This is a genomic window from Streptomyces sp. NPDC053673 (assembly GCF_055585225.1).
Window position 1 is genome coordinate 25,499 of the sequence record NZ_JBVJKN010000016.1, and the last position, 21,366, is coordinate 46,864.

The window sequence follows — 21,366 nt, forward strand, 5'->3', positions numbered from 1 at the left end:
ACGTTCCCCTCACGAACCCTGCGGCTGCCGCGCGCTGTTGGTGTCCAGCCGCGGCCCCTTGGACAGGAACTCCGACCAGGTGATCGGGACGAGGGCGGGTGTGACCTTCTCATAGCCGAGGCGGACCTGCGCGAGGCTCGGCTCGGGACGGCCGTCCTGCTGCTTCTGCCCGCCGCCGGTGCCGATGTCGGAACGGGCCGCGTCGCTGTCGCCGTTCGCCTGGACCGCGTACCGCAGTCCGGTGTCCGTGACCAGGAAGAGCGATCCGTCGGGCTTGGTCTGCTTGCCCTGGACCTGGGTGTAGAGCAGGCCGCTGCCCGGGGTGACGTAGGTGCTGGTGCCGCCCGCGGTGATTTCCGCCGGGTACTGGGTGCCGGCCCAGGTGGACAGGGTCGTACGTCCCTTGCCGTCGACCGAGCGCAGGACGCTGCAGACCGTGTCCCTGGCGCCCTCCCCGCCCGTGGAGTTGACCTGGTCGGACCTCTGTGACGGCCAGCGGTACTGCGCGCCGAACGCCGCGGACTCGGGCGTGAACGACGCCGCGTCCACGGTGGCCGCCTCGCCGCCCATGTCGAGATCGTCGGTCTGCGGGGAGTTGATGAGCAGCCAGGCGGTGAAGTCGGAGACCGGCTGGACCTTCCCCTGCAGGACGACGTAGTGCTGCGGTCCCGAACCCGTCTGCGCCTTGAGGACCATGCCGACCTTGTCCTCGGAGTCGTCGAGTCCGCCGCCGATGCCGGCACTCGCGCCGACCGTCCCGGGGATCAGGGGGAAGTCGACGGGGCTGCCGTCGTGGAGCGTGGCCAGCCAGTCGTCCGTGACGGCCTGCGGCTGCTCGCTGCCCACGAGGGCACGGGTGAGGAACGCCGCGTCGGAGCCCTCGCCACGTACGAGGTACTTGGTGCCTGCCGCGTCCACCAGATAGCGGGCGCCGTTCTGCCCCTTGACGTAGAGCACCTGCCCGCCGGTCAGCCGCTCCTTGCCCTCGGTCCTGGACGCGTCCCGCTCGGCGAGGACGAACGTCGCCTTCTGGACGCTGGCGCCCTTGCCGCCGCCCGGTTGTTCACACACGACCCAGCGCTTGGGCCTCGCCGCATCCGTGGCGCTCGGGAGTCGGTCGGGGGCATAGGGGATGCCGAGGATCGGTCCGCGCGGGGGATTGCCCGCGTCGAGTACGTCATCGCTGACCTGGATGACCTCGAAGTGCTGCGGATTCATCAGCAGCCGGGCGGAGGCCAGGTTGAGGACGGGGTGCAGCAGCTTCTTGCTGCCGGTCTTGAGCACCACGTAGCGGGTCGTGGACTCCTTGCCGACGATCACCTTGGCGCCCGGCTCGTCCCAGCCGTTGGGCGCCTTGGGCTTGAACATGCCCCAGGCGCCGAATCCGGCCAGGATGAGGGCACCGACCACCAGACTCGGCACGACCGCGCGCAGCGGGCGCGGCGCCCCCTCCTCCGTACCGGTGAGTGAGGGTTGGAGGAACGCGGCAACCGTGCGCTTCTTCGCAAAGGTGTACGCGTTCAGCTCATCCCGCCGTGATGCCATGAGTCCCCATTGGTCGAAACAGCCGCAGTCATCGACGCCCCGGCGGTGAGTGCGTTCCCCCGGACCGGTTGTCGGACCGGCCCCTACTATGCCTGTTGATCGAGGGCGCTCGGCGGGCGGGTAGGGTGATGCGGCCGCCAATACCCTGGCAGGCCAGGGTGATCGGGATGAATTAGGGGGATTCTCCATCATGGCTTCCGCGACGCGAAGGCGGACGGCCGCGGCCGCGCGGACCTCCGCGCCTCCCTCCACTCCGGCGCCGGGGTCAACGCAGACGCCGGCACCCACGGCGTCGCAGGGAACGACCGCGCCCCGGCTGAATGGGCGCCCGGGGCACTTCGGTTCGTTCCGATTGCAACAGCTTGTACTGATCGAGTGCGCTGCCGCGGTTCTCCTCATCGCCTGGGTGGTCGAGCCGCTGCTGGTGGTGCCGGCAGGTGTGGTGGCCGCGTTGCTGGTGCTGCTGGCCCTGGTCCGCAGGCACCGCCGTTCGCTGCCCGAGTGGCTGTCCACCGTTCTCGCGCTGCGCGCACGCTCCCGCAGAGCGGCCTCGCTGGTCGTTCCGCCGGGCACGGAGCCGGGGCTCGCGCCGGCCGTCGAGTGCGATCCGGCGCTGCGGACGTACTCGTACAGCGACCGCGACCGGCGCCCGGTGGGAATGGTCGGCGACGGCACGTTCCTGACGGCCTTGCTGCAGGTGGAGCCGGAAGAGACGGCGCTGCGGCCCGACCGTGCCGCGCACCCGCTGCCCGTGGGTCTCCTACGGGACGTGATGGACGTCGACGGCATACGGCTGGAGTCCGCGCAGGTCGTGCAGCACACGCAGCCCGCGCCGGCGCCGCATCTGCCGCAGCAGTCGGTGGCCGTGCGGAACTATGCGCCGCTGCAGGCACAGACGGGTTCGCCGGGGGTGCGCATCACCTGGATCGCGCTCAAACTCGACCCGGAGCTCTGCCCGGAGGCTGTTGCCGCGCGTGGCGGCGGGCTGCAGGGCGCGCAGAAGTGTGTGGTCCGGGCGGCGGACCAGCTGGCAAGCCGGCTGGCCGGAGCGGGATTCAGCGCGACCGTACTGACCGAGCAGGAGCTCACCGCCGCGATCGCGACGTCCGCGTGCGCCAACCCGATGGCGACAGCGCAGGCGAGCCGCGCGGAGGTGCCGGGGCGGCGCACCCAGGAGACCTCGCGGACCTGGCGCGTGGACGACCGCAGGCACACGACGTACTGGGTGGGCCGCTGGCCCCAGTTGGGCGGCCGCGGTGCGGCGGGCGGTGCGTCGATGCCGCAGCTCGTCGCGCTGCTCACCTCGCTGCCCGCGCTCGCCACGACGTTCAGCCTCACGCTGGGGCGCGGTGACCGGCAGGAGGTGACGGTCACCGGTCACGTGCGGATCACCGGGCGCAGCGACGAGGAGCTGGTGACCGCCCGTCATGAACTGGAGCGTGTGGCACGCGGGGTGAAGACCGGGCTGGTCCGGCTGGACCGCGAGCAGCTGCCGGGGATGCTCGCCACGCTGCCGCTCGGAGGTACCCGCTGATGTCCATGCCCACCCTTTCGTCTTCTTCGTCGGCGTCCGCGGCCGCGTCGGCCGCGCCGTCGGCACCCGCGTCGCGCGGGCGCGGCGGCAAGCCGCGGATCGGGTTCGGGCTCATCGGACCGCGCCGCGACCGCCACTCGGTACCGCTTGAGCAACTGGAGTCGCTGGCCCTGCCGGTCGGTGACGACGGCATGGTGATCGGCGTGGACGCCGGGGGGCGGCCCGCGGTACTCGGCATCAACCGGCCCACGCCGTACGAGATCACGCTGATCGGTGGCCTGTGGACGGCGCAGGTGATGGCCTTGCGCGCGGCCGCGACGGGTGCGCGGATCGCCGTCGAGACCGGCCGGGCACCGGCCTGGACGAGTCTCGCCCAGGCTGCGGGCGGCGGCCAGCCGTGCATCACGCTGCACGACGTGGGCCGGGTGCCGCCGCAGGGTGCCTCGGCCGGCAGCCCGGTGGTCGTGGTGCGGGACTGCGGGATGCGGCCGCCCCGCGGGCGTGTGGTCCCGGGTCCCTGGCAGTCGGTCGTGACGCTGCTCCCGTATCTCAGTCCGGTGGCGCCGCGGCTGATGGAGAAGTCGGGGCTGGTCGGCATCCAGCGGGTGTCCCCGGACGAGGCCGCGCAGATCAGCCGCATCATGAGTCTGCCGCGCGCCGAGACGGAGGCGCTGTCCACGCTCGCCGACGGTGTGACGCTTTGGTGTACGGCACGGGACCGGCAGTTCGTGATGACCCAGGCCACGGATGCCGAGACCGGACTGCTGGGCACTGCACGCCGGATGGACTGACGATGTTCGTGCGGGTTTGACCCCTTCGACACTCACGCTCCGGCGTACCCATGTCACTTGGGGGCAGGGGTGATGTACGGGACAGTCGACGGCGGGCGGTCCGCCCTGCCGTACTGACACCGTTGACGATTAGGGTGGGTCAGGGCGCGGCAAGAACCTGCCGGCAGGTGCGCGGCGTCCCAACGGGGGAGAGCCGGGCGGACCGGACGACGGTAGCGGTCGCCCCCACCCACCACGGCACGAGGGTGCTCGACCACAGGAGGCAAAGTGAACGGCGATCGGGACGAGATCCGCGGGGGTTGGAACATGCCCGTCGATGATCAGTCCGACGCGGAGCCCGCAGAGATGACGGGTGAGTTCACCATCGACTACACCCCGCCGGCCTGGTACACGCAGAACGCGTCGGGGGAGCCGGCAGGCGGCTCGGGTGCGCAGGGAGCGACGCCTCCTCCGCCGCCGCCCGGGGCGCCGATAGCGGTGCCGGGACTGCCCCAGGGCAGTGGCTTCGAGCCGAACTGGGCGCCCGCGCCGACGCCGGCGCCCGCCGCACCCGCACCCGCACCCGCACCCGCACCCGCGGCAACCCCCGTGCCTGCGCCTGCTGCCCCCGTGCCCGTTGCCCCGGCCCCTGCGCCCGTTCCTCCGGCTCCTGCTGTTCCTGTCGCTCCCGCCCCAGTTGTCGCTTCTGCCGACTCGGGGGCCGGCGCGCCGCAGCCGTTCGGCGGTGGGGATGTGGAGAGCGGGGCGACGATGCGCTTCTCCCCCGCCGCGCTGAAGCGTGAGATCGCGGAGCGGGAGGCGGCTGCCGCCGCGGCGGCCGACGGAACCGAGGGCGCCGCGGCCGAGCCCGATGACTCCACGAGTACGGGTTCGAGCACGGTTACGGGTACGGGTACGACCACGGACGCGGCAGCGACCGCGGACGAGGCCGTGGGCGGGCCCGCAGCCACGGTGGACGAGGCGCGCGACGCCGGCTCCGGCCCCGGCTCCGTCGGCTCCGGAACGCCGGAAGACGCGGCCCAGGTTCAGGACACGGCCGCCGACGCGGACTCAGGCTCGGTCAGTGGCTCGGTTAGTGGCTCGGAGTCGGGCTCGGAGCCGGGCTCGGAATCCGGCCCCGCTCACAACGCCACGGCCGACGAGCCGGCCGACGCCGTGCCCGCCGACGTACCCGCCGACGCGGTTCCGCAGGACTCCGTTCCCGTGGACGCACCGCAGGACACTCCCCCGGGTCCGGCGGCCGCACAGCCCTGGGCTCCCGCCCCGGCCGCGCCGATCGGGGCACTGCCGCCGCTGCCGCCCGCGTTCCAGCCCGCCGCACCGACGGCCGCGCCCCAGTGGCCCGCCCCGCAGCAGCCGGCACAGCCGCAGCCCGCATGGCCCGCAACCGCGGAAGCCTCCGCCCCCGCCCCCGAGCCGGCCACGGACGCCGGCCCGCAGCAGGGCGGGTACGGCTTCCCACAGCCGGGCGCCGAGACCCCCAACCTGCCGGTGCAGCAGGGCGGTTACGGGTTCCCCCTGCCGCCGCCGCAGCCGCAGCAGCCCCAGGCCGACGCGCCCGCACCGCAGGCACCCCACGTGCCCCAGGCCCCGGCACCGGCACCGCACGCACCGCAGGCACCGCAGGGGACAGCCCCCGTGCCACCCGCGGCCCCAGGGCCGAACCCGCAGGTTCCGCAAGGCGGTTACGGCTTCCCGCAGGCCGCCCAGCCGCAGCCCGCCGTCCCCGGGCCGAACCCCCAGGTTCCGCAGGCACCGCAGGTCCCGCAGGTTCCGCAAGTTCCGCAAGGCGGTTACGGCTTCCCGCAGGCCGCCCAGCCGCAGCCCGGCGTGCCCGCCCAGTTGCCGCCTCAGGCCCCGCACGCACCCCAGGCGCCGAACCTCCCCGCGCCCGCCACGCCCCACGCGCCCGCGCAGCAGGCGCCGGGCCAGGCTCAGCCGCAGCCTCCCGCCGCGGCTCCGGTCGACCCGCGGTCCGGTGGCGCCTGGCCGACGCCCGTCACGCACGACCAGCGGGAGCGTTCCGTGCCGGGCGCACCGCTCGGCTACACGGCGGCCGTGGAGCTCTCCTCCGACCGCCTCATGCGCAACAACAAGCAGAAGGCCAAGTCGAGCCGTAACCCCTCCGGCGCCGCCGCTCGCTTCAAGCTCGGCGGCAAGAAGGAAGAGGCCGAGCGCCAGCGCAAGCTCGAACTGATCCGTACGCCGGTGCTGTCCTGCTACCGGATCGCGGTCATCAGCCTCAAGGGCGGCGTCGGCAAGACCACGACGACCACCGCGCTCGGTTCAACCCTCGCCACCGAGCGGCAGGACAAGATCCTGGCGATCGACGCCAACCCGGACGCCGGCACGCTGGGCCGCCGGGTGCGCCGCGAGACCGGGGCGACCATCCGTGACCTGGTCCAGGCGATCCCGTACCTGAACTCGTACATGGACATCCGCCGGTTCACCTCACAGGCACCCTCCGGTCTGGAGATCATCGCCAACGACGTGGACCCGGCCGTCTCGACGACGTTCAACGACGAGGACTACCGGCGCGCGATCGAGGTGCTGGGCAAGCAGTATCCGATCATCCTCACGGACTCCGGCACCGGTCTGCTCTACAGCGCGATGCGCGGGGTGCTGGACCTCGCCGACCAGCTCATCATCATCTCCACGCCGTCGGTGGACGGCGCGAGCAGCGCGAGCACCACGCTCGACTGGCTGTCCGCGCACGGCTACGCGGACCTGGTGCAGCGCTCGATCACCGTGATCTCGGGTGTCCGCGAGACCGGCAAGATGATCAAGGTCGAGGACATCGTGCAGCACTTCGAGACCCGCTGCCGCGGGGTCGTCGTGGTGCCGTTCGACGAGCATCTGTCAGCGGGCGCCGAGGTCGACCTGGACATGATGCGTCCGAAGACCCGTGAGGCGTACTTCAATCTGTCCGCGATGGTCGCCGAGGACTTCGTCCGGGCGCAGCAGGTACAGGGGCTGTGGACGTCGGAGGGCCAGGGCCACCAGCCGCCGCACATGGCGCCGCCGATGCCCAACCAGCCGTACGCGGGTCAGCAGCCGGGCCAGCCGTACGCAGCGGACCCGCAGCAGCCGCCGTACGGTGGACAGCCTCCGTACGGGGGACAGCAGCCGTATCCGCCGCAGCCGGGTGTGCAGCAGCCGTGGCAGCAGTCGCAGCCGTCCCAGGCGCAGTCCGTGCCGAGCCCGGCCGGACAGCCTCCCGCGCAGCAGCCGCCGCAGCCCCACCACGGCCAGCCGGCGCTCCCGCCGCAGCCCTTCCCGGGCCAGCAGGGCCAGCCTGGCCATGCACCGGTTCCCGGCCAGGCACCCGGTCAGCCGGGCCAGCCGGGCCAGCCGGGCCAGCCGGAACTCCAGGGCCCCGTCCCGCCTGCCGGTTACGGCTACCCGCATCAGCAGCCTCCGCAGGCGCCGCCGGCCCCTCAGCAGTAGGGCGTCAGCGGTTTAGACCTCTGAGGGCTCGCACCGTTCTCCACGGTGCGAGCCCTCTCGCATTCGCCCAGCACACAAGGGGTTTGACGCCATGTCGCCACATCGTTGACACGTCTAGACCACGCTGATAGACCTTCGCTTCACCAGTTGGCGCCCACAAGATCCACGTGCGTCCTCCAAGCGAGTTACGACGCGAGGTCAACGTCCTATGATCACAACGGCTCCGCCCCACACCTCACGCCGGCGTCCGTTCCTCCGGCTGATTCTCGCCACCGGCATCGCGGCCTCGGCGCTCGTGGCCGTGCCGTCGCACGCCGCGGCGACCGACGACAAGGACGGTCAGGACAGCAAGGACGGCAAGGGCCGGGTCCTCACGGTCGCCGTCTCGCAGAGCGTGGACTCCCTCAGCCCGTTCCTGGCGCAGCGGCTGATCTCCACCACCGTCCACCGGCTGATCTACGACTACCTGACGAACTACGACGTCAAGGACGCACATCCGGTCCCGGGCCTCGCCACCGAGTGGTCGTCGTCCCCGGACAAACTGACGTGGACGTACACCATCCGCAAGGACTCCACCTGGTCCGACGGCGAGAAGGCCACGGCCGAGGACGCCGCCTGGACGTTCAACAAGATGATGACGGACGAGAACGCCGCCACCGCCAGCGGCAGCTTCACGGCCAACTTCAGGAAGGTCACCGCCCCCGATCCCGGGACGCTCGTCATCGAGCTGAAGAAGCCGCAGGCGACGATGACCGCCCTGGACGTCCCGATCGTGCCCAAGCACGTCTGGGAGAAGGTCGGCGACTTCTCGAAGTTCAACAACGACAAGCGGTTCCCCGTCGTCGGCAACGGCCCGTTCGTCCTCACCGACTTCAAGGTCGATCAGTACATCAGGCTCAAGCCGAACAAGAACTTCTGGCGTGGCGCACCGAAGTTCGACGAGCTGGTGTTCAAGTACTACAAGGACGGTGACGCGGCGGTCGCGGCGCTTCAAAAGGGCGAGGTGTCCTTCGTCTCGAACCTCACCCCGGCCCAGGCGGCGTCACTCAGGAACGCCGAGAACATCAAGGTCAACGACGCTCCGGGCCGGCGCTTCTTCGCGCTCGCCACCAACCCCGGCGCCCGGGCCAGGGACGGCGGGAAGTTCGGCAGCGGACACCCCGCGCTGCTCGACCCGATGGTGCGCAAGGCGCTGTTCCATGCGGTCGACCGCAGGACCATCGTCGACAAGGTGTTCCAGGGCCATGCGGTGGAGGGCGAAGGGTACATCCCGCCGCGCTTCGGCCCGTACTTCTGGAAGCCGGCCGCGGACCAGAGGATCGGGTACGACCCGGCCAGGGCGGCCGCACTCCTCGACCGGGCCGGATACCGCAAGACCGGCAGCGGCAAGCGCGTGGGCAAGGACGGCAGGGCGCTGGACCTGCGGATCCTCTGCCACGCCACCGATCCGAACGACAAGGCGATCGGCAAGTACCTCCAGGAGTGGTGGGGAGCGCTCGGCGTCGGGCTGAAGGTCGACTGTCTCGACAACGTCTCCGACCCGTGGCTCAAGGGCGACTACGACCTGGCGTTCGACGGCTGGTCCGTCAACCCCGATCCGGACTTCGTCCTCTCCATCCACACGTGCGCCGCCCTGCCCGCCACGCCCAAGGACACGGGCGCCACCGACAACTTCATCTGCGACAAGCAGTTCGACGACCTGTACGCGCAACAGGCCGTGGAGTACGACGCGGCCAGGCGCAGCGCCCTGGTCAAGCAGATGCAGGCCCGGCTTTACGACACCGGGTACATGAATGTCATGGCGTACCCGAACGCGGTCGAGGCGTACCGCACGGACCAGATCAAGTCCATCACGACCATGCCGGAGGCCGCCGGCAACCTCTACGGCCAGGACGGCTACTGGAGCTGGTGGTCCGCCGAACCGGCCGCCGGGAGCGGCGCCGCGACATCGGCAGGCGGCGGTTCCTCCACGGCCGTGGCCATCGGCATCGGGGTGTCCGTGGTCCTGGTCGTCACGATCGGTGTCATCGGCAGCCGGCGCCGCCGTGCCACCGCGGAAGACCGTGAGTAGCCGATGAGCAGCACCACGAGCACCACGACCGGCTCCGCCCCGGCCGAGGCGCCGCGGCCACCCGGATCCCCCGAGGACCGCGCCGCGCGCGGCCGCGGTGCGAGCGCGTATCCGCTGTATGTGGCGGGCAAGCTGGGCGGTGCGGCCGTGTCGCTGTTCGCCGTCCTCGTCACCAGCTTCTTCCTCTTCAGGATCGTCCCCGGCGACCCGGTCAAGGCCATGACGCACGGTATGCCGACCAGCGAGGGGCAATTGGCCACGCTGCGCCGTCAGTTCGGTCTCGATCTGCCGCTGTGGCAGCAGTTCACGGAGTACTGCGCGGGCGCGCTCACGGGCGATCTGGGCACGTCGTACCAGTTCCACGCCCCGGTCGGCGAGCTCATCGGACAGAAGCTGCCGGCGACGCTGCTGCTCACGGGTGTCGCCGTGGTGATCTACTCGGCGCTCGGGCTGTGGCTCGGTACGCGCTCCGCATGGCGGCACGGCGGGCTCGGCGACCGGCTCAGCACGGGGGTGGCACTGACCCTGTGGTCGGTGCCGTCCTTCTGGCTCGGGCTGCTCCTGATCATCACCTTCTCGGTGGGAGTCGGGCCGCTCCCGGGCCTGTTCCCGACCGGCGGCATGGAGTCCGGCGACGCCACGGGCTTCGCGTACGTCCTGGACGTCGCGCACCACATGGTGCTGCCGGTGCTGACGCTGGTCGCCGTCGGGTACGCGCAGACGCTGCTGGTGATGCGTTCCTCGCTGCTGGACGAGATGGGCAGCGACTATCTGACGACGGCCCGGGCGAAGGGGCTGCGGGACGATGCCGTACGGCGCCGGCACGCCGTTCCCAACGCGCTGCTGCCGACCGTCACGATGGTCTTCATCAACCTCGGTCATGTGGCCGCCGGGTCGATCCTCGTCGAGACGGTCTTCTCCTGGCCGGGGCTCGGCGGACTGTTCTACCAGGCGCTGAGCGTGCCCGATCTGCCCCTGGTGCAGGGGCTGTTCGTGGTCTTCGCCGGCGCGATGATCCTGATGAACCTCCTGGCCGATCTGCTGTATCCGCTGCTCGACCCGAGGGTGGGCCGATGACGAGGTCTCTGCTCTGGACACGCCGCCGGGACTCGGTGGCACGGTTCTGGCGCGCGTACCGTACGCACCGGGCGGGGGTCGTCGGCCTCGGCGGACTCGCGCTGCTCGCCCTGGTCGCGCTCGCCGCGCCGGTGCTCGTCGGGAGCGACGTGCAGAGCGTCACCAACGCTCCGGGGGCTGCGCTGGAGTCCCCGAGTTCCGCATTCCCGCTCGGGACGGACCAGTTCGGGCGGTCGCTGCTCGGGCTGCTGATCTGGGGCGCGCGGATCTCGCTCACCGTGGGGCTGCTCGCCGCGGCGCTGTCGGTGGGCATCGGCACGCTCGTGGGCATCATCGCCGGGCACTACGGCGGCCGGCTCTCGACGGTCGTCATGCGGATCACCGACTGGTTCCTGGTGATGCCGACGCTGGTACTGGCGATCGTCCTGGCGACCGTGCTGTCGCGGAGTGTGTGGACGGTGATCCTGGCGATCGGCGTCACGACCTGGCCGACGACGGCGCGGCTGGTGCGCGCGCAGACGATCGCGGTCGAGTCGCGCCCGTACATCGAACGGGCGAGGGCGCTCGGCGGCGGGCACGGACACGTCATGGCCCGCCATGTGCTGCCCAATGTGATGCCGCTGGTCCTGGCCCAGACCACGCTCGGCATCTCCACCGCGATCCTGACGGAGGCGACGCTCGCGTTCCTCGGGCTCGGCGATCCGTCGGTGGTGTCGTGGGGCGGCATGCTCCAGGACGCGCGGGAGGCGGGCGCGGTGTCGTCGGGGCACTGGTGGTACCTGGCCCCGCCGGGGATCGCGGTGGCGCTGGTGGCGCTGGCGTTCACGCTGTGCGGGCGGGCGGTCGAGTCGGTGCTCAACCCGAAGCTGGGAGTGGGTCGTTGAGCCTCCTCGAGATCAAGGACCTGAGGGTCACGTACGGGACGGGGGCGGCAGCCGTGCCCGCCGTACGAGGTGTCGACCTGACCGTGGAGACGGGCCGGAAGCTGGGCCTCGCAGGTGAGTCGGGGTGCGGGAAGTCCACGCTGGCGCTGGCGCTGCTGCGGCTGCTGCCCGCCTCGGCCCGGCTGACCGGGGAGATCCTGCTGGACGGCGAGGACGTCCTCACCATGAAGTGGGGGCGGCTGCGGGCCGTACGGTGGGCGGGCGCGTCGATCGTCTTCCAGGGCGCCATGCACTCGCTCAACGCCGTGCACCGGATCGGGGAGCAGATCGCCGAGCCCCTGCTCGTACACCGGCAGTCGACACCGGGCGCGGCGCGGGGGCGCGTGGGCGAGCTGCTGGAGCAGGTCGGGCTGCCGGCCGCGCGTGCGGAGGCGTATCCGCACGAGCTGTCCGGCGGGCAGCGGCAGCGCGTGATGATCGCGATGGCACTCGCCTGCGGCCCACGGCTGATCGTCGCGGACGAGCCGACGACCGCGCTGGATGTGATGATCCAGGCGCAGATCCTGTGGCTGATCGAGCAGCTCGTGGCCGAGCAGGACATCAGCCTGCTGATGATCAGCCACGATCTGGCGGTGCTCGCCGACACGTGCGACCGGCTCGCGGTGATGTACGCGGGGCGGGTGGTGGAGGAGGGCCCGGCGCGAGACGTGTACGACGCGGCTGCGCATCCGTACGGGCGGGCGCTGTCGGCGGCGTTCCCGCGCATCGGGGACCCGGCGTCGCGGCGGGCGCCGCGGGGGCTGCCCGGGGACCCGCCGGACCCTTCGGCGCTGCCGGGCGGCTGTACGTTCCATCCGCGCTGCCCCGTGGCGCTGGACGCGTGTGCGCGGGACGAGCAGGAGCTGCGCGGGGTGGGGGCGGGACGGCGGGCCGCGTGTGTGCACGCGGGTGCACCGGAGGAAGCATGAGTGCTGTCGAGGAGTCCAGGATGACCGTCGCTCCCCTGCTGTCGGCCGCGGGTCTGCGCGTGGCCTTCCCCGGGCGGCGGGGCGCACCGGCGGCGCGCGCCGTCGACGGGGTCGACCTGGACATCGGCGCCGGGGAGATCGTCGCGCTCGTCGGCGAGTCCGGCTGCGGCAAGACGTCGCTGGCGCGGACGCTGCTCGGCCTCGTGAAGCCCACGACGGGCCGTATCGCCTTCGGCGGTGCGCCGCTCTCGTACGGCTCCCGGGCGTTGAAGGCGTACCGCAAGCGGGTGCAGCTGGTGCTGCAGGATCCGAGCGGGTCGCTCAATCCGCGGCACACGGTGTACGACGCGGTGGCCGAGGGCCTGCGGATCCACGGGTACGAGGGGGACGAACGCGCCGCGGTCGCGGAGGCCCTCTCGCGCGCGGGTCTGCGGCCGCCCGAGCGCTTCTTCCTCCGCTACCCGCACGAGCTGTCGGGCGGCCAGCGCCAGCGCGTGGTCATCGCGGGCGCGCTGGTCCTCCAGCCCGAACTCATCGTCGCCGACGAGCCGGTGGCCTCACTGGACGCCTCGGTGCGGGGCGAGATCCTTGCGCTGCTGCTGCGGCTGCGGGACGAGCTGGGCCTCTCCGCGCTGGTGGTGACCCACGATCTGGGTTTGGCGTGGAACATCGCGGACCGGGTCGCCGTCATGTACCTGGGCCGGATCGTGGAGACGGGCCCGGTGGAAGACGTCCTGACGAACCCTCGGCACCCGTACACGCGGGCGCTGCTGTCGGTGCTTCCCGAGTCCACCGAACCGCCGGTGGTCCTCACCGGCGAACCCCCGGACCCCTCCCGCATCCCGGCCGGCTGCCGCTTCCACGCGCGCTGCCAGATCCTCGCCTCGGGCGAAGCGGACGCCGCGGGCATCGCCACCCGATGCCGCACGGACGACCTCCCGGTCCTCGCGGGCTCGGGCCCGAAGGCCGTGGCCTGCCACTGGGCGACGGCGCGCTGAGTCAGCCCTCGGTCATGTCTTCAGAGTCCCGTCTGCCCGGCGGGCGGACGGGACTGTGAAGACTCTCCCGGGCCGCGGCACCGGGCAAGACCACCCCACCCCGCCGGAGGCGCTACGCGTCGTACTCCGTCGTCAGTTCGCGCGCACGCTTCACGTCGTTCGCGATCGCGTCCAGCAGGGCCTCGATGGACTCGAACTTCGCCATGCCGCGCACGTACGCGAGGAAGTCGACGGCCACGTGCAGCCCGTACAGGTCGAGGCCGACGCGGTCGATCGCGTACGCCTCGACCGTGCGGTCCGTGCCGTCGAACTGGGGGTTCGTGCCGACGGAGATCGCGGCCGGCATACGTTCGCCGTCCGCGGTGAGCCAGCCGGCGTAGACACCGTCCGCGGGGATCGCGGTGTGCGGGAGGGTTTCGACGTTCGCCGTCGGGTAGCCCAGTTCGCGGCCGCGCTGGGCGCCGCGGACGACGACGCCCTCGACGCGGTGCGGGCGGCCGAGGATCTCCGCGGCGCCCTCGACGTCGCCTTCGGAGATCAGGCGGCGCGTCAGCGTGGAGGAGAAGGGCTCGCCGCCGCCCGCCTCGCCGCGCACGTACAGGTCGACGACCTCGACCTCGTAGTCGTAGGTACGGCCCAGCTCGGCCAGGAAGTCCACGTTCCCCGCCGCCTTGTGGCCGAAGCGGAAGTTCGGGCCCTCTATCACCGCGCGCGCGTGGAGCTTGTCCACGAGGACCTTCACGATGAAGTCTGCGGGCGACAGCTTCGAGAACTCCGAGGTGAACGGGAGGATCAGCACCGCGTCCACCCCGAGCTCCGCCATCAGTTCCGCACGCCGGTGGTGCGCCGCGAGCAGCGGAGGGTGGCTGCCGGGGCGGACGACCTCACTGGGGTGCGGGTCGAACGTCACCACGACCGACGGCACGCCCAGCTCGCGGGCGCGCTCCACGGCCCGCCCGATGATCAGCTGGTGGCCCCGGTGCACACCGTCGTAGGAACCGATGGTGACGACGCTGCGCCCCCAGTCCTGGGGGATGTCCTCCAAGCCACGCCAGCGCTGCACTGTGACCGCTCCTCGCCCGAACCCGAATCGAACCTGCGTACGTGAGGACGACCGCTCACGCAGGTCTAAGACTGCCATGCCCGCGGTGCTCCGTTCGCATCGGCACCGGGCTGCCCGGCGCCTCCGCCGGTCGAAGCGTTTTCGCGCCCTCGGGAACGCACACGAGCAGCAGCCCGAGGACGGTGAGCGTGGGACCGACAGTAGGCCCGCGGTGATCGCCGGAAGAAGGTGGCGGGACGAAAGCGCCCCCCAGTGCCCCCTCGGATCACTCCGAGCGCCTGCTCGATGGTGTGAATCCGTGCGACGGGGCGGACAGACACCCTCCGAGGGGGATCGTGGAGCGGGCAGCGGCCGTGCCCGCTCCACGATGGGAGCCGTCGGTGAAAGCGGGGAGCCGTCGGTGAAAGCGGCGAGGCGTCGGTGAAAGGGGCCTCAGCCGAAGACCGCGAGGCTCTTCGCCTTGCCCTTCTGCTGTTCGACCAGCGCCAGGAACCGATCCTCCGGACCGAAGACGGCCACCGGCCCCTTCGTGTCGTACGCCGGCATGTCCAGCCGTACGCCGTTGAGGAGCAGCCGGGCCCGCTTCTCGTCGACATCCCAGCGCGGGAACGCCGCGGCGGCGGCCTCGCCGATCGGCATGACCGTCAGCTCCTCCTGGAGCTGGTCGAGCGTCTTCGCCACATCGAGCTTGTACGGCCCGACGCGGGTGCGGCGCAGCGCGGTCAGATGCCCGCCCACGCCCAGTCCCGCGCCCAGGTCACGGGCGAGGGCGCGGATGTACGTACCCGAGGAGCAGACCACCGAGACGACGAGGTCGACGACGGGCGTGCCGTCCTCGGCGACGGCCTCGCGGACGTCGTACACCGTGAACTGCGAAACGGTCACCTGGCGGGCGGGGATGTCGAACTCCTCGCCGCCGCGCACCCGCGCGTACGACCGCTTGCCGTCGATCTTGATGGCGCTGACCTTGGACGGCACCTGCATGATGTCGCCGGTAAGCGCGGCGACGCCCGCGTCGATGCCGTCCCGGGTGACCTTGGAGGCGTCGGTGGACGAGGTGATCTCGCCCTCGGCGTCGTCCGTGATCGTGTTCTGGCCGAGGCGGATCGTACCGAGGTACTCCTTCTCGGTCAGCGCGAGATGGCCGAGGAGCTTGGTGGCCTTCTCGACGCCGAGGACGAGAACACCGGTCGCCATCGGGTCCAGGGTGCCCGCGTGCCCGACCCTGCGGGTCCTGGCGATGCCGCGCATCTTGGCGACGACATCGTGCGAAGTGAAGCCCGACGGCTTGTCGACGATGACAAGGCCGTCGGGCGTCTTGCTGTGCTGGCTCATTCGGAGGCTGCGTCCCCGTCCTCGTCCTCGTCCTCCGGCTTGCGGTACGGGTCGGCGTCACCGGCGTACATCTTACCGGTCGAGGCCTCACGGACCTCGGCGTCCTTGGCGCGCGCCCTGTCGAGCAGATCGTCGATCGTGCGCGCGGTGTCGGGGAGGGCGTCCGGGACGAAGGTCAGGGTCGGCGTGAAGCGGACCCCGGTCTGGCGGCCGACCTCGGAGCGGAGGATGCCCTTGGCGGACTCCAGCGCCGCGGCGGACGCGGCACGCTCCTCGTCGTCCCCGTAGACCGTGTAGAAGACCGTGGCCTCCCGGAGGTCGCCGGTGACCCTGGCGTCCGTGATCGTGACGAAGCCCAGCCGCGGATCCTTGATTCGCCGGTCCAGGGTCTCCGCGACCACGACCTGGATGCGATCGGCCAGCTTGCGGGCCCGCGCGTTGTCGGCCACCGGTCCTTCTCCTCATTCCTTGATTTCCTACCGGATTCTCCGGGGCCCGCGGCGGAACCGCTGTGTCACGGCCCACGGGGAATCCAGTCATTCAGTCTTCATCGCCGTGCAGCCGCCGTCGAACCGACAGCAGCTCCACTTCGGGCCGGGCGGCGACAAGGCGCTCGCACCGGTCCAGTACTTCTGTGAGGTGTCCCGGATCCCCGGACACCGCCGCGAGGCCGATCTCTGCCCTGCGGTGGAGGTTCTGACCGCCTACTTCGGCCGCTGCCACCGCGTATTTGCGCTGGAGCTCGGCCACGATCGGGCGGACCACGGAGCGTTTTTCCTTCAGCGAGTGCACATCGCCGAGAAGCAGATCGAAGGACAGCGTCCCCACATACATGTATGTCCGGATGTCCCGCCGGTACGGGGTTGGGTAATGCCCTGCCCGCTCTTGGCAGGGACATCAGGAACCGTACACGCACGGCCGGGGCCGATCGACGGGATTTCGTCCCGCCGACCGGCCCCGACCATTGACGCGTCAGCCGCGCGGCTTCTCGCGCATCTCGTACGTCGCGATGACGTCGTCGACCTTGATGTCGTTGAAGTTTCCGAGGTTGATACCACCCTCGAAGCCTTCGCGGATCTCGGTGACGTCGTCCTTGAAGCGACGCAGACCCTCGATGTTGAGGTTCTCCGCGATGACCTTGCCGTCGCGGATGAGGCGCGCCTTGGTGTTGCGCTTGACCTCGCCGGAGCGGATGAGAACACCCGCGATGTTGCCCAGCTTGGACGAGCGGAAGACCTCGCGGATCTCCGCCGTACCGAGCTCGACCTCTTCGTACTCCGGCTTGAGCATGCCCTTGAGGGCCGCCTCGATCTCCTCGATCGCCTGGTAGATGACCGAGTAGTACCGGACGTCGACGCCCTCGCGCTCCGCCATCTGCGCGGCACGGCCGGCCGCACGGACGTTGTAGCCGATGACGATCGCGTCGGAGCCCATCGCCAGGTCGACGTCGGACTCGGTGACCGCACCCACACCGCGGTGCAGGACTCGGATGTCGACCTCTTCACCGACGTCGAGCTGGAGCAGCGAGGACTCGAGAGCCTCCACCGCACCGGACGCGTCGCCCTTGATGATGAGGTTGAGTTCCTGCACCAGACCGGCCTTGAGCACCTTGTCGAGGTCCTCGAGGGACACCCGGCGGGTGCGCTTGGCGAAGTTGGCGTTGCGCTCGCGCGCAGCGCGCTTCTCGGCGATCTGGCGGGCCGTACGGTCCTCGTCGACGACGAGGAAGTTGTCGCCGGCGCCGGGGACGTTGGTGAGACCCAGGACCAGGACGGGGGTCGACGGACCCGCTACCTCGACGTTGTTGCCCTTGTCGTCGAGCATCGCGCGGACTCGGCCGTACGCGTCGCCGACCACCATCGTGTCGCCGATGCGGAGGGTACCGCGCTGGACGAGGACGGTGGAGACGGCACCGCGGCCGCGGTCGAGGTGGGACTCGATCGCAATACCCTGCGCGTCCTGCTCCGGGTTGGCCCGCAGGTCGAGCGAGGCGTCGGCGGTGAGGACGACGGCCTCCAGCAGGGAGTCGATGTGCAGACCCTGCTTGGCGGAGATGTCGACGAACATCGTGTCGCCGCCGTACTCCTCGGCCACCAGGCCGTACTCGGTCAGCTGACCGCGCACCTTGACCGGGTCCGCGCCCTCGACGTCGATCTTGTTGACCGCGACCACGATCGGCACGTCGGCCGCCTTGGCGTGGTTCAGCGCCTCGATCGTCTGCGGCATGACACCGTCGTTGGCCGCCACCACGAGGATCGCGATGTCGGTCGACTTGGCACCACGGGCACGCATGGCGGTGAACGCCTCGTGACCCGGGGTGTCGATGAAGGTGATGCGACGCTCTTCGTCGTTGACGTCGGTGGAGACCTGGTACGCACCGATGTGCTGCGTGATGCCGCCGGCCTCGCCCGCGACCACATTGGTCTTGCGGATCGCGTCCAGCAGTCGGGTCTTACCGTGGTCGACGTGACCCATGACGGTCACGACCGGCGGACGGGACACGAGGAGTTCCTCGCCGCCCTCGTCCTCGCCGAACTCGATGTCGAAGGACTCGAGAAGCTCGCGGTCCTCCTCCTCGGGGCTGACGATCTGAACGGTGTAGTTCATCTCGTCGGCGAGGAGCTGCAGCGTCTCGTCGGAGACGGACTGCGTGGCCGTGACCATCTCGCCGAGGTTCATCATCACGGCGACGAGCGACGCCGGGTTGGCGTTGATCTTCTCCGCGAAGTCGGTGAGGGACGCACCGCGCGACAGACGAACGGTCTCGCCGTTGCCGCGAGGCAGCATCACACCGCCGACCGACGGGGCCTGCATGGCCTCGTACTCCTGGCGCCTCTGCCGCTTCGACTTACGGCCACGACGCGCCGGACCGCCGGGACGGCCGAACGCACCCTGCGTGCCACCACGGCCGCCGGGACCACCCGGACGTCCGCCGAAGCCGGGACGGCCACCGCCGCCACCGAAGCCGCCACCGCCACCGGGGCCACCGCCACCGGGACGGCCGGCGAAGCCGCCGCCACCGGGACGACCGCCGCCGCCGGGACCGGCCGGACGGCCGGCGAAGCCGCCGCCGCCGGGACGACCGGCACCACCGGGACGACCGGCGCCACCGGGACCGCGACCGCCGCCACCGGGGCCGCCACCAGGACGCGGGCCGGCAGCGGGACGCTGCGGCATCATGCCCGGGTTCGGACGGTTACCGCCGGGACCGCCGCCGGGGCCACCGGCGGAGCGGGGCGCCTGCGGACGGGGCATGCCGCCCGGAGTCGGGCGGGGCCCACCGGAACCGGCCTGCGGACGGGGACCGCCCTGACCGGCGCCCTGCGGACGCGGACCACCGGGTGCGCCCTGGCCACCGTGGCCGCCGGGACGCGGGGCGCCGCCCGGACGGGGCGCCTGCGGGCGCGCCATACCGGTGGAGCCACCAGAGGTGAACGGGTTGTTGCCCGGACGCGGACCCGCGGGACGGGCACCGCCCGGACGCGGGGCACGCTCGCCACCGGGGCGCGGGGCGCCCGGACGGGCACCGCCACGCTCGCCCTGGCCCGGACGGGCAGCAGGACGCGGCCCCGGAGTGGCACCGGGCCGGGGGCCGGCGGCCGGAGCCGACGGAGGCGCGGTGAACTCGGGCGCGGCCGGAGCGGCCGGAGCCGGCTTCGGCGCGGCCGCGGGCTTCGGGCCCGGGGTGGGACGCGGACCCGGAGTGGGCGCCGCGGGCTTCTCGGCAGCAACCGGCTTGGGCGCCGGGGTGGGCGCGCCAGGCTTCGGGGCAGCCGGACGGGCCGTCTGTGCCGGGGAGACCGGAGACGGCGCGGCAGGCTTGGCTGCGGGGGAAGGCGTCGCCTTGCGCGGCGCCGAAGGCTTTCCGGCGGCGCGGCCGGAGCCGCTGCCCTGCTGGAAAGCGTCAGTCAATTTGCGTACAACCGGCGCCTCGATCGTCGAGGACGCCGAACGGACGAATTCACCGAGTTCTTGGAGCTTGGCCATGACGACCTTGCTCTCCACACCGAACTCCTTGGCGAGTTCGTATACCCGGACCTTAGCCACTTCGCTCCTTTTAGGTCCGGGTTACCGCCGGACCGTCGCTACTTCATGGGCGTACTCATCGCGTACTCATCGAGTGCTCATCGCAATCTCGACCTACTTCCAACTCGCGAGGTACCTGACCGCACGGGGTTCCGTGCCGTACTTCTTTCTTACGGTGCCGGCTGCGCCGTTTCCGCCTCGACGGTCCGGCGTACATCCGCGGTGTCGAGCGGCCCCTGGACCCGGAAGGCCCGTGGGAACGCCCTACGTCGCACCGCCATGTCGAGACAGACCGAGGCGGGGTGCAGATACGCACCCCGGCCGGGCAGCGTACCGCGATGATCGGGGACGCATTCGCCCTCGATCGCCACGATGCGCAGCAGATCGCTCTTGGCCGCTCGCTCCCGGCATCCCACGCAGGTTCGCTCAGGGCATGCGCGGTCTTGCGTCCGGCCAGACACGACTAAGTCTACCTCCCCGTACCGACCTCACCCCTTTGGGGCAAAAATCGAACAGTTGATGGCTCAAAACTCGTGGCGATCTCCCCGTGGTCGAACGGGTACCCGCCGTGATCTGTTCCCGGTCCGGTCGACCAGGGGTCACCCTCGGCCGGAGCCGGGCCTCAGGCCTGATCGGCCTGGTCGGGGGCCTGCTCCGTGTCCGGGCGGATGTCGATGCGCCAACCGGTGAGCCGGGCGGCCAGGCGGGCGTTCTGCCCCTCCTTGCCGATGGCCAGTGACAGCTGGTAGTCGGGCACTGTCACCCGAGCGGACCTGGCACTGAGATCCACGATCTCGACCTTCGAGACGCGGGCCGGGGACAACGCGTTGGCGACCATCTCCGCCGGGTCGTCCGACCAGTCGACGATGTCGATCTTCTCGCCGAGCAGCTCGGCCATGACGTTGCGCACACGGCCGCCCATCGGACCGATGCACGCACCCTTGGCGTTCAGCCCGCTGCGGGTGGAACGTACGGCGATCTTGGTGCGGTGACCGGCCTCGCGGGCGATGGCGGCGATCTCCACCGAGCCGTCGGCGATCTCCGGGACTTCCAGGGCGAAGAGCTTCTTCACCAGATTGGGGTGGGTCCTGGACAGGGTGACGGACGGACCGCGCACACCCTTCGCCACCCGGACGACGTACGTGCGCAGCCTCAAGCCGTGCGTGTACTCCTCGCCCGGCACCTGCTCCTGCACCGGCAGGATGGCCTCCAGCTTGTCGTCCAGCTTCACCAGGACGTTCTTGGGGTCCTTGCCCTGCTGGACCTGGCCGGCGACGACATCGCCCTCGCGGCGGGCGTACTCGCCGAAGGTCACATCGTTCTCGGCGTCCCGCAGCCGCTGCTGGATGACCTGACGGGCCGTGGACGCGGCGATCCGGCCGAAGTCGTGCGGAGTGTCGTCGAACTCACGGGGCTCCTGCCCCTCTTCGAGCTCGGAAGGGTCCTCCTTCGCCCACACGGTCACGTGCCCGTTCTCACGGTTGAGCACGACGCGCGCGTGGCGGCGGCTTCCCTCGGTGCGGTGGTAGGCGATGAGGAGGGCCGACTCGATCGCTTCGACCAGCAGGTCGAAGGCAATCTCCTTCTCCTGTGCCAAGCCCCTCAGGAGCTTCACGTCGATGTCCAC

16 protein-coding genes are annotated in these 21,366 nt (G+C 71.2%); 8 read left to right on the forward strand and 8 right to left on the reverse strand.

Annotated elements, in window-relative coordinates; translation table 11 throughout:
• Positions 1–9: 9 nt before the first annotated feature.
• Positions 10–1,545 (reverse strand): type VII secretion protein EccB, encoded by a 1,536-nt coding sequence (gene eccB, locus ACZ6ZQ_RS22560; protein ID WP_469770300.1) that lies wholly within the window; start codon positions 1,543–1,545, stop codon positions 10–12.
• 190 nt (positions 1,546–1,735) lie between these two features.
• On the opposite strand from eccB, the gene eccE reads away from it, so the two are divergent.
• From eccE to ACZ6ZQ_RS22600, 8 genes are all read left to right on the forward strand, one after another.
• Positions 1,736–3,079, forward strand: coding sequence for a type VII secretion protein EccE (gene eccE / locus ACZ6ZQ_RS22565; protein WP_469770301.1), 1,344 nt, complete (start codon positions 1,736–1,738; stop codon positions 3,077–3,079).
• A 5-nt stretch (positions 3,080–3,084) separates the two neighbouring features.
• Complete coding sequence (locus tag ACZ6ZQ_RS22570; protein WP_469770420.1) at positions 3,085–3,870, forward strand: hypothetical protein; 786 nt, start codon at positions 3,085–3,087, stop codon at positions 3,868–3,870.
• A gap of 267 nt (positions 3,871–4,137) precedes the next feature.
• Positions 4,138–7,317: an SCO5717 family growth-regulating ATPase gene (locus ACZ6ZQ_RS22575; protein WP_469770302.1), complete on the forward strand. Its 3,180-nt coding sequence runs from the start codon at positions 4,138–4,140 to the stop codon at positions 7,315–7,317.
• 208 nt (positions 7,318–7,525) lie between these two features.
• Positions 7,526–9,388 (forward strand): ABC transporter substrate-binding protein, encoded by a 1,863-nt coding sequence (locus tag ACZ6ZQ_RS22580; protein WP_469770303.1) that lies wholly within the window; start codon positions 7,526–7,528, stop codon positions 9,386–9,388.
• Between the two features lie 3 nt (positions 9,389–9,391).
• The gene (locus ACZ6ZQ_RS22585; protein ID WP_469770304.1) at positions 9,392–10,465 is read left to right on the forward strand and encodes an ABC transporter permease; all 1,074 of its coding nucleotides are present in this window, start codon (positions 9,392–9,394) and stop codon (positions 10,463–10,465) included.
• Positions 10,462–11,349: an ABC transporter permease gene (locus ACZ6ZQ_RS22590; protein ID WP_469770305.1), complete on the forward strand. Its 888-nt coding sequence runs from the start codon at positions 10,462–10,464 to the stop codon at positions 11,347–11,349. The genes ACZ6ZQ_RS22585 and ACZ6ZQ_RS22590 overlap by 4 nt, the downstream gene beginning before the upstream one ends.
• Positions 11,346–12,317, forward strand: a complete 972-nt coding sequence (locus ACZ6ZQ_RS22595) for an ABC transporter ATP-binding protein (protein WP_469770306.1) — start codon at positions 11,346–11,348, stop codon at positions 12,315–12,317. The genes ACZ6ZQ_RS22590 and ACZ6ZQ_RS22595 overlap by 4 nt, the downstream gene beginning before the upstream one ends.
• Complete coding sequence (locus tag ACZ6ZQ_RS22600) at positions 12,314–13,315, forward strand: oligopeptide/dipeptide ABC transporter ATP-binding protein (RefSeq protein ID WP_469770307.1); 1,002 nt, start codon at positions 12,314–12,316, stop codon at positions 13,313–13,315. Before ACZ6ZQ_RS22595 ends, ACZ6ZQ_RS22600 begins: the two co-directional genes overlap by 4 nt.
• 112 nt (positions 13,316–13,427) lie before the next feature.
• Here the strand turns inward: ACZ6ZQ_RS22600 and ACZ6ZQ_RS22605 are convergent, their stop codons facing one another.
• From ACZ6ZQ_RS22605 to nusA, 7 genes are all read right to left on the reverse strand, one after another.
• Positions 13,428–14,378, reverse strand: coding sequence for a bifunctional riboflavin kinase/FAD synthetase (locus ACZ6ZQ_RS22605; RefSeq protein WP_469770308.1), 951 nt, complete (start codon positions 14,376–14,378; stop codon positions 13,428–13,430).
• A gap of 432 nt (positions 14,379–14,810) precedes the next feature.
• Positions 14,811–15,713 carry a tRNA pseudouridine(55) synthase TruB gene (truB, locus tag ACZ6ZQ_RS22610; protein ID WP_469770309.1) on the reverse strand — a complete coding sequence of 301 codons (903 nt, stop codon included), beginning with the start codon at positions 15,711–15,713 and terminating at the stop codon, positions 14,811–14,813.
• Positions 15,710–16,162: a 30S ribosome-binding factor RbfA gene (gene rbfA, locus ACZ6ZQ_RS22615; protein ID WP_469770310.1), complete on the reverse strand. Its 453-nt coding sequence runs from the start codon at positions 16,160–16,162 to the stop codon at positions 15,710–15,712. Before rbfA ends, truB begins: the two co-directional genes overlap by 4 nt.
• A 91-nt stretch (positions 16,163–16,253) precedes the next feature.
• Positions 16,254–16,547: a DUF503 domain-containing protein gene (locus ACZ6ZQ_RS22620; RefSeq protein WP_469770311.1), complete on the reverse strand. Its 294-nt coding sequence runs from the start codon at positions 16,545–16,547 to the stop codon at positions 16,254–16,256.
• 138 nt (positions 16,548–16,685) lie between these two features.
• Positions 16,686–19,760 (reverse strand): translation initiation factor IF-2, encoded by a 3,075-nt coding sequence (infB, locus tag ACZ6ZQ_RS22625; protein WP_469770312.1) that lies wholly within the window; start codon positions 19,758–19,760, stop codon positions 16,686–16,688.
• 149 nt (positions 19,761–19,909) lie between these two features.
• Positions 19,910–20,200: a YlxR family protein gene (locus tag ACZ6ZQ_RS22630; RefSeq protein WP_469770313.1), complete on the reverse strand. Its 291-nt coding sequence runs from the start codon at positions 20,198–20,200 to the stop codon at positions 19,910–19,912.
• 161 nt (positions 20,201–20,361) lie between these two features.
• Positions 20,362–21,366: a transcription termination factor NusA gene (gene nusA, locus ACZ6ZQ_RS22635; protein WP_469770314.1), complete on the reverse strand. Its 1,005-nt coding sequence runs from the start codon at positions 21,364–21,366 to the stop codon at positions 20,362–20,364.

What these genes read in the sequence shown, in the direction of transcription:
- eccB (WP_469770300.1), bottom strand. Translation starts at nt 1,545, where the DNA reads ATGGCATCACGGCGGGATGAGCTGAACGCGTACACCTTTGCGAAGAAG.
- eccE (WP_469770301.1), top strand. Translation starts at nt 1,736, where the DNA reads ATGGCTTCCGCGACGCGAAGGCGGACGGCCGCGGCCGCGCGGACCTCC.
- ACZ6ZQ_RS22570 (WP_469770420.1), top strand. Translation starts at nt 3,085, where the DNA reads ATGCCCACCCTTTCGTCTTCTTCGTCGGCGTCCGCGGCCGCGTCGGCC.
- ACZ6ZQ_RS22580 (WP_469770303.1), top strand. Translation starts at nt 7,526, where the DNA reads ATGATCACAACGGCTCCGCCCCACACCTCACGCCGGCGTCCGTTCCTC.
- ACZ6ZQ_RS22585 (WP_469770304.1), top strand. Translation starts at nt 9,392, where the DNA reads ATGAGCAGCACCACGAGCACCACGACCGGCTCCGCCCCGGCCGAGGCG.
- ACZ6ZQ_RS22590 (WP_469770305.1), top strand. Translation starts at nt 10,462, where the DNA reads ATGACGAGGTCTCTGCTCTGGACACGCCGCCGGGACTCGGTGGCACGG.
- ACZ6ZQ_RS22600 (WP_469770307.1), top strand. Translation starts at nt 12,314, where the DNA reads ATGAGTGCTGTCGAGGAGTCCAGGATGACCGTCGCTCCCCTGCTGTCG.
- truB (WP_469770309.1), bottom strand. Translation starts at nt 15,713, where the DNA reads ATGAGCCAGCACAGCAAGACGCCCGACGGCCTTGTCATCGTCGACAAG.
- ACZ6ZQ_RS22620 (WP_469770311.1), bottom strand. Translation starts at nt 16,547, where the DNA reads ATGTATGTGGGGACGCTGTCCTTCGATCTGCTTCTCGGCGATGTGCAC.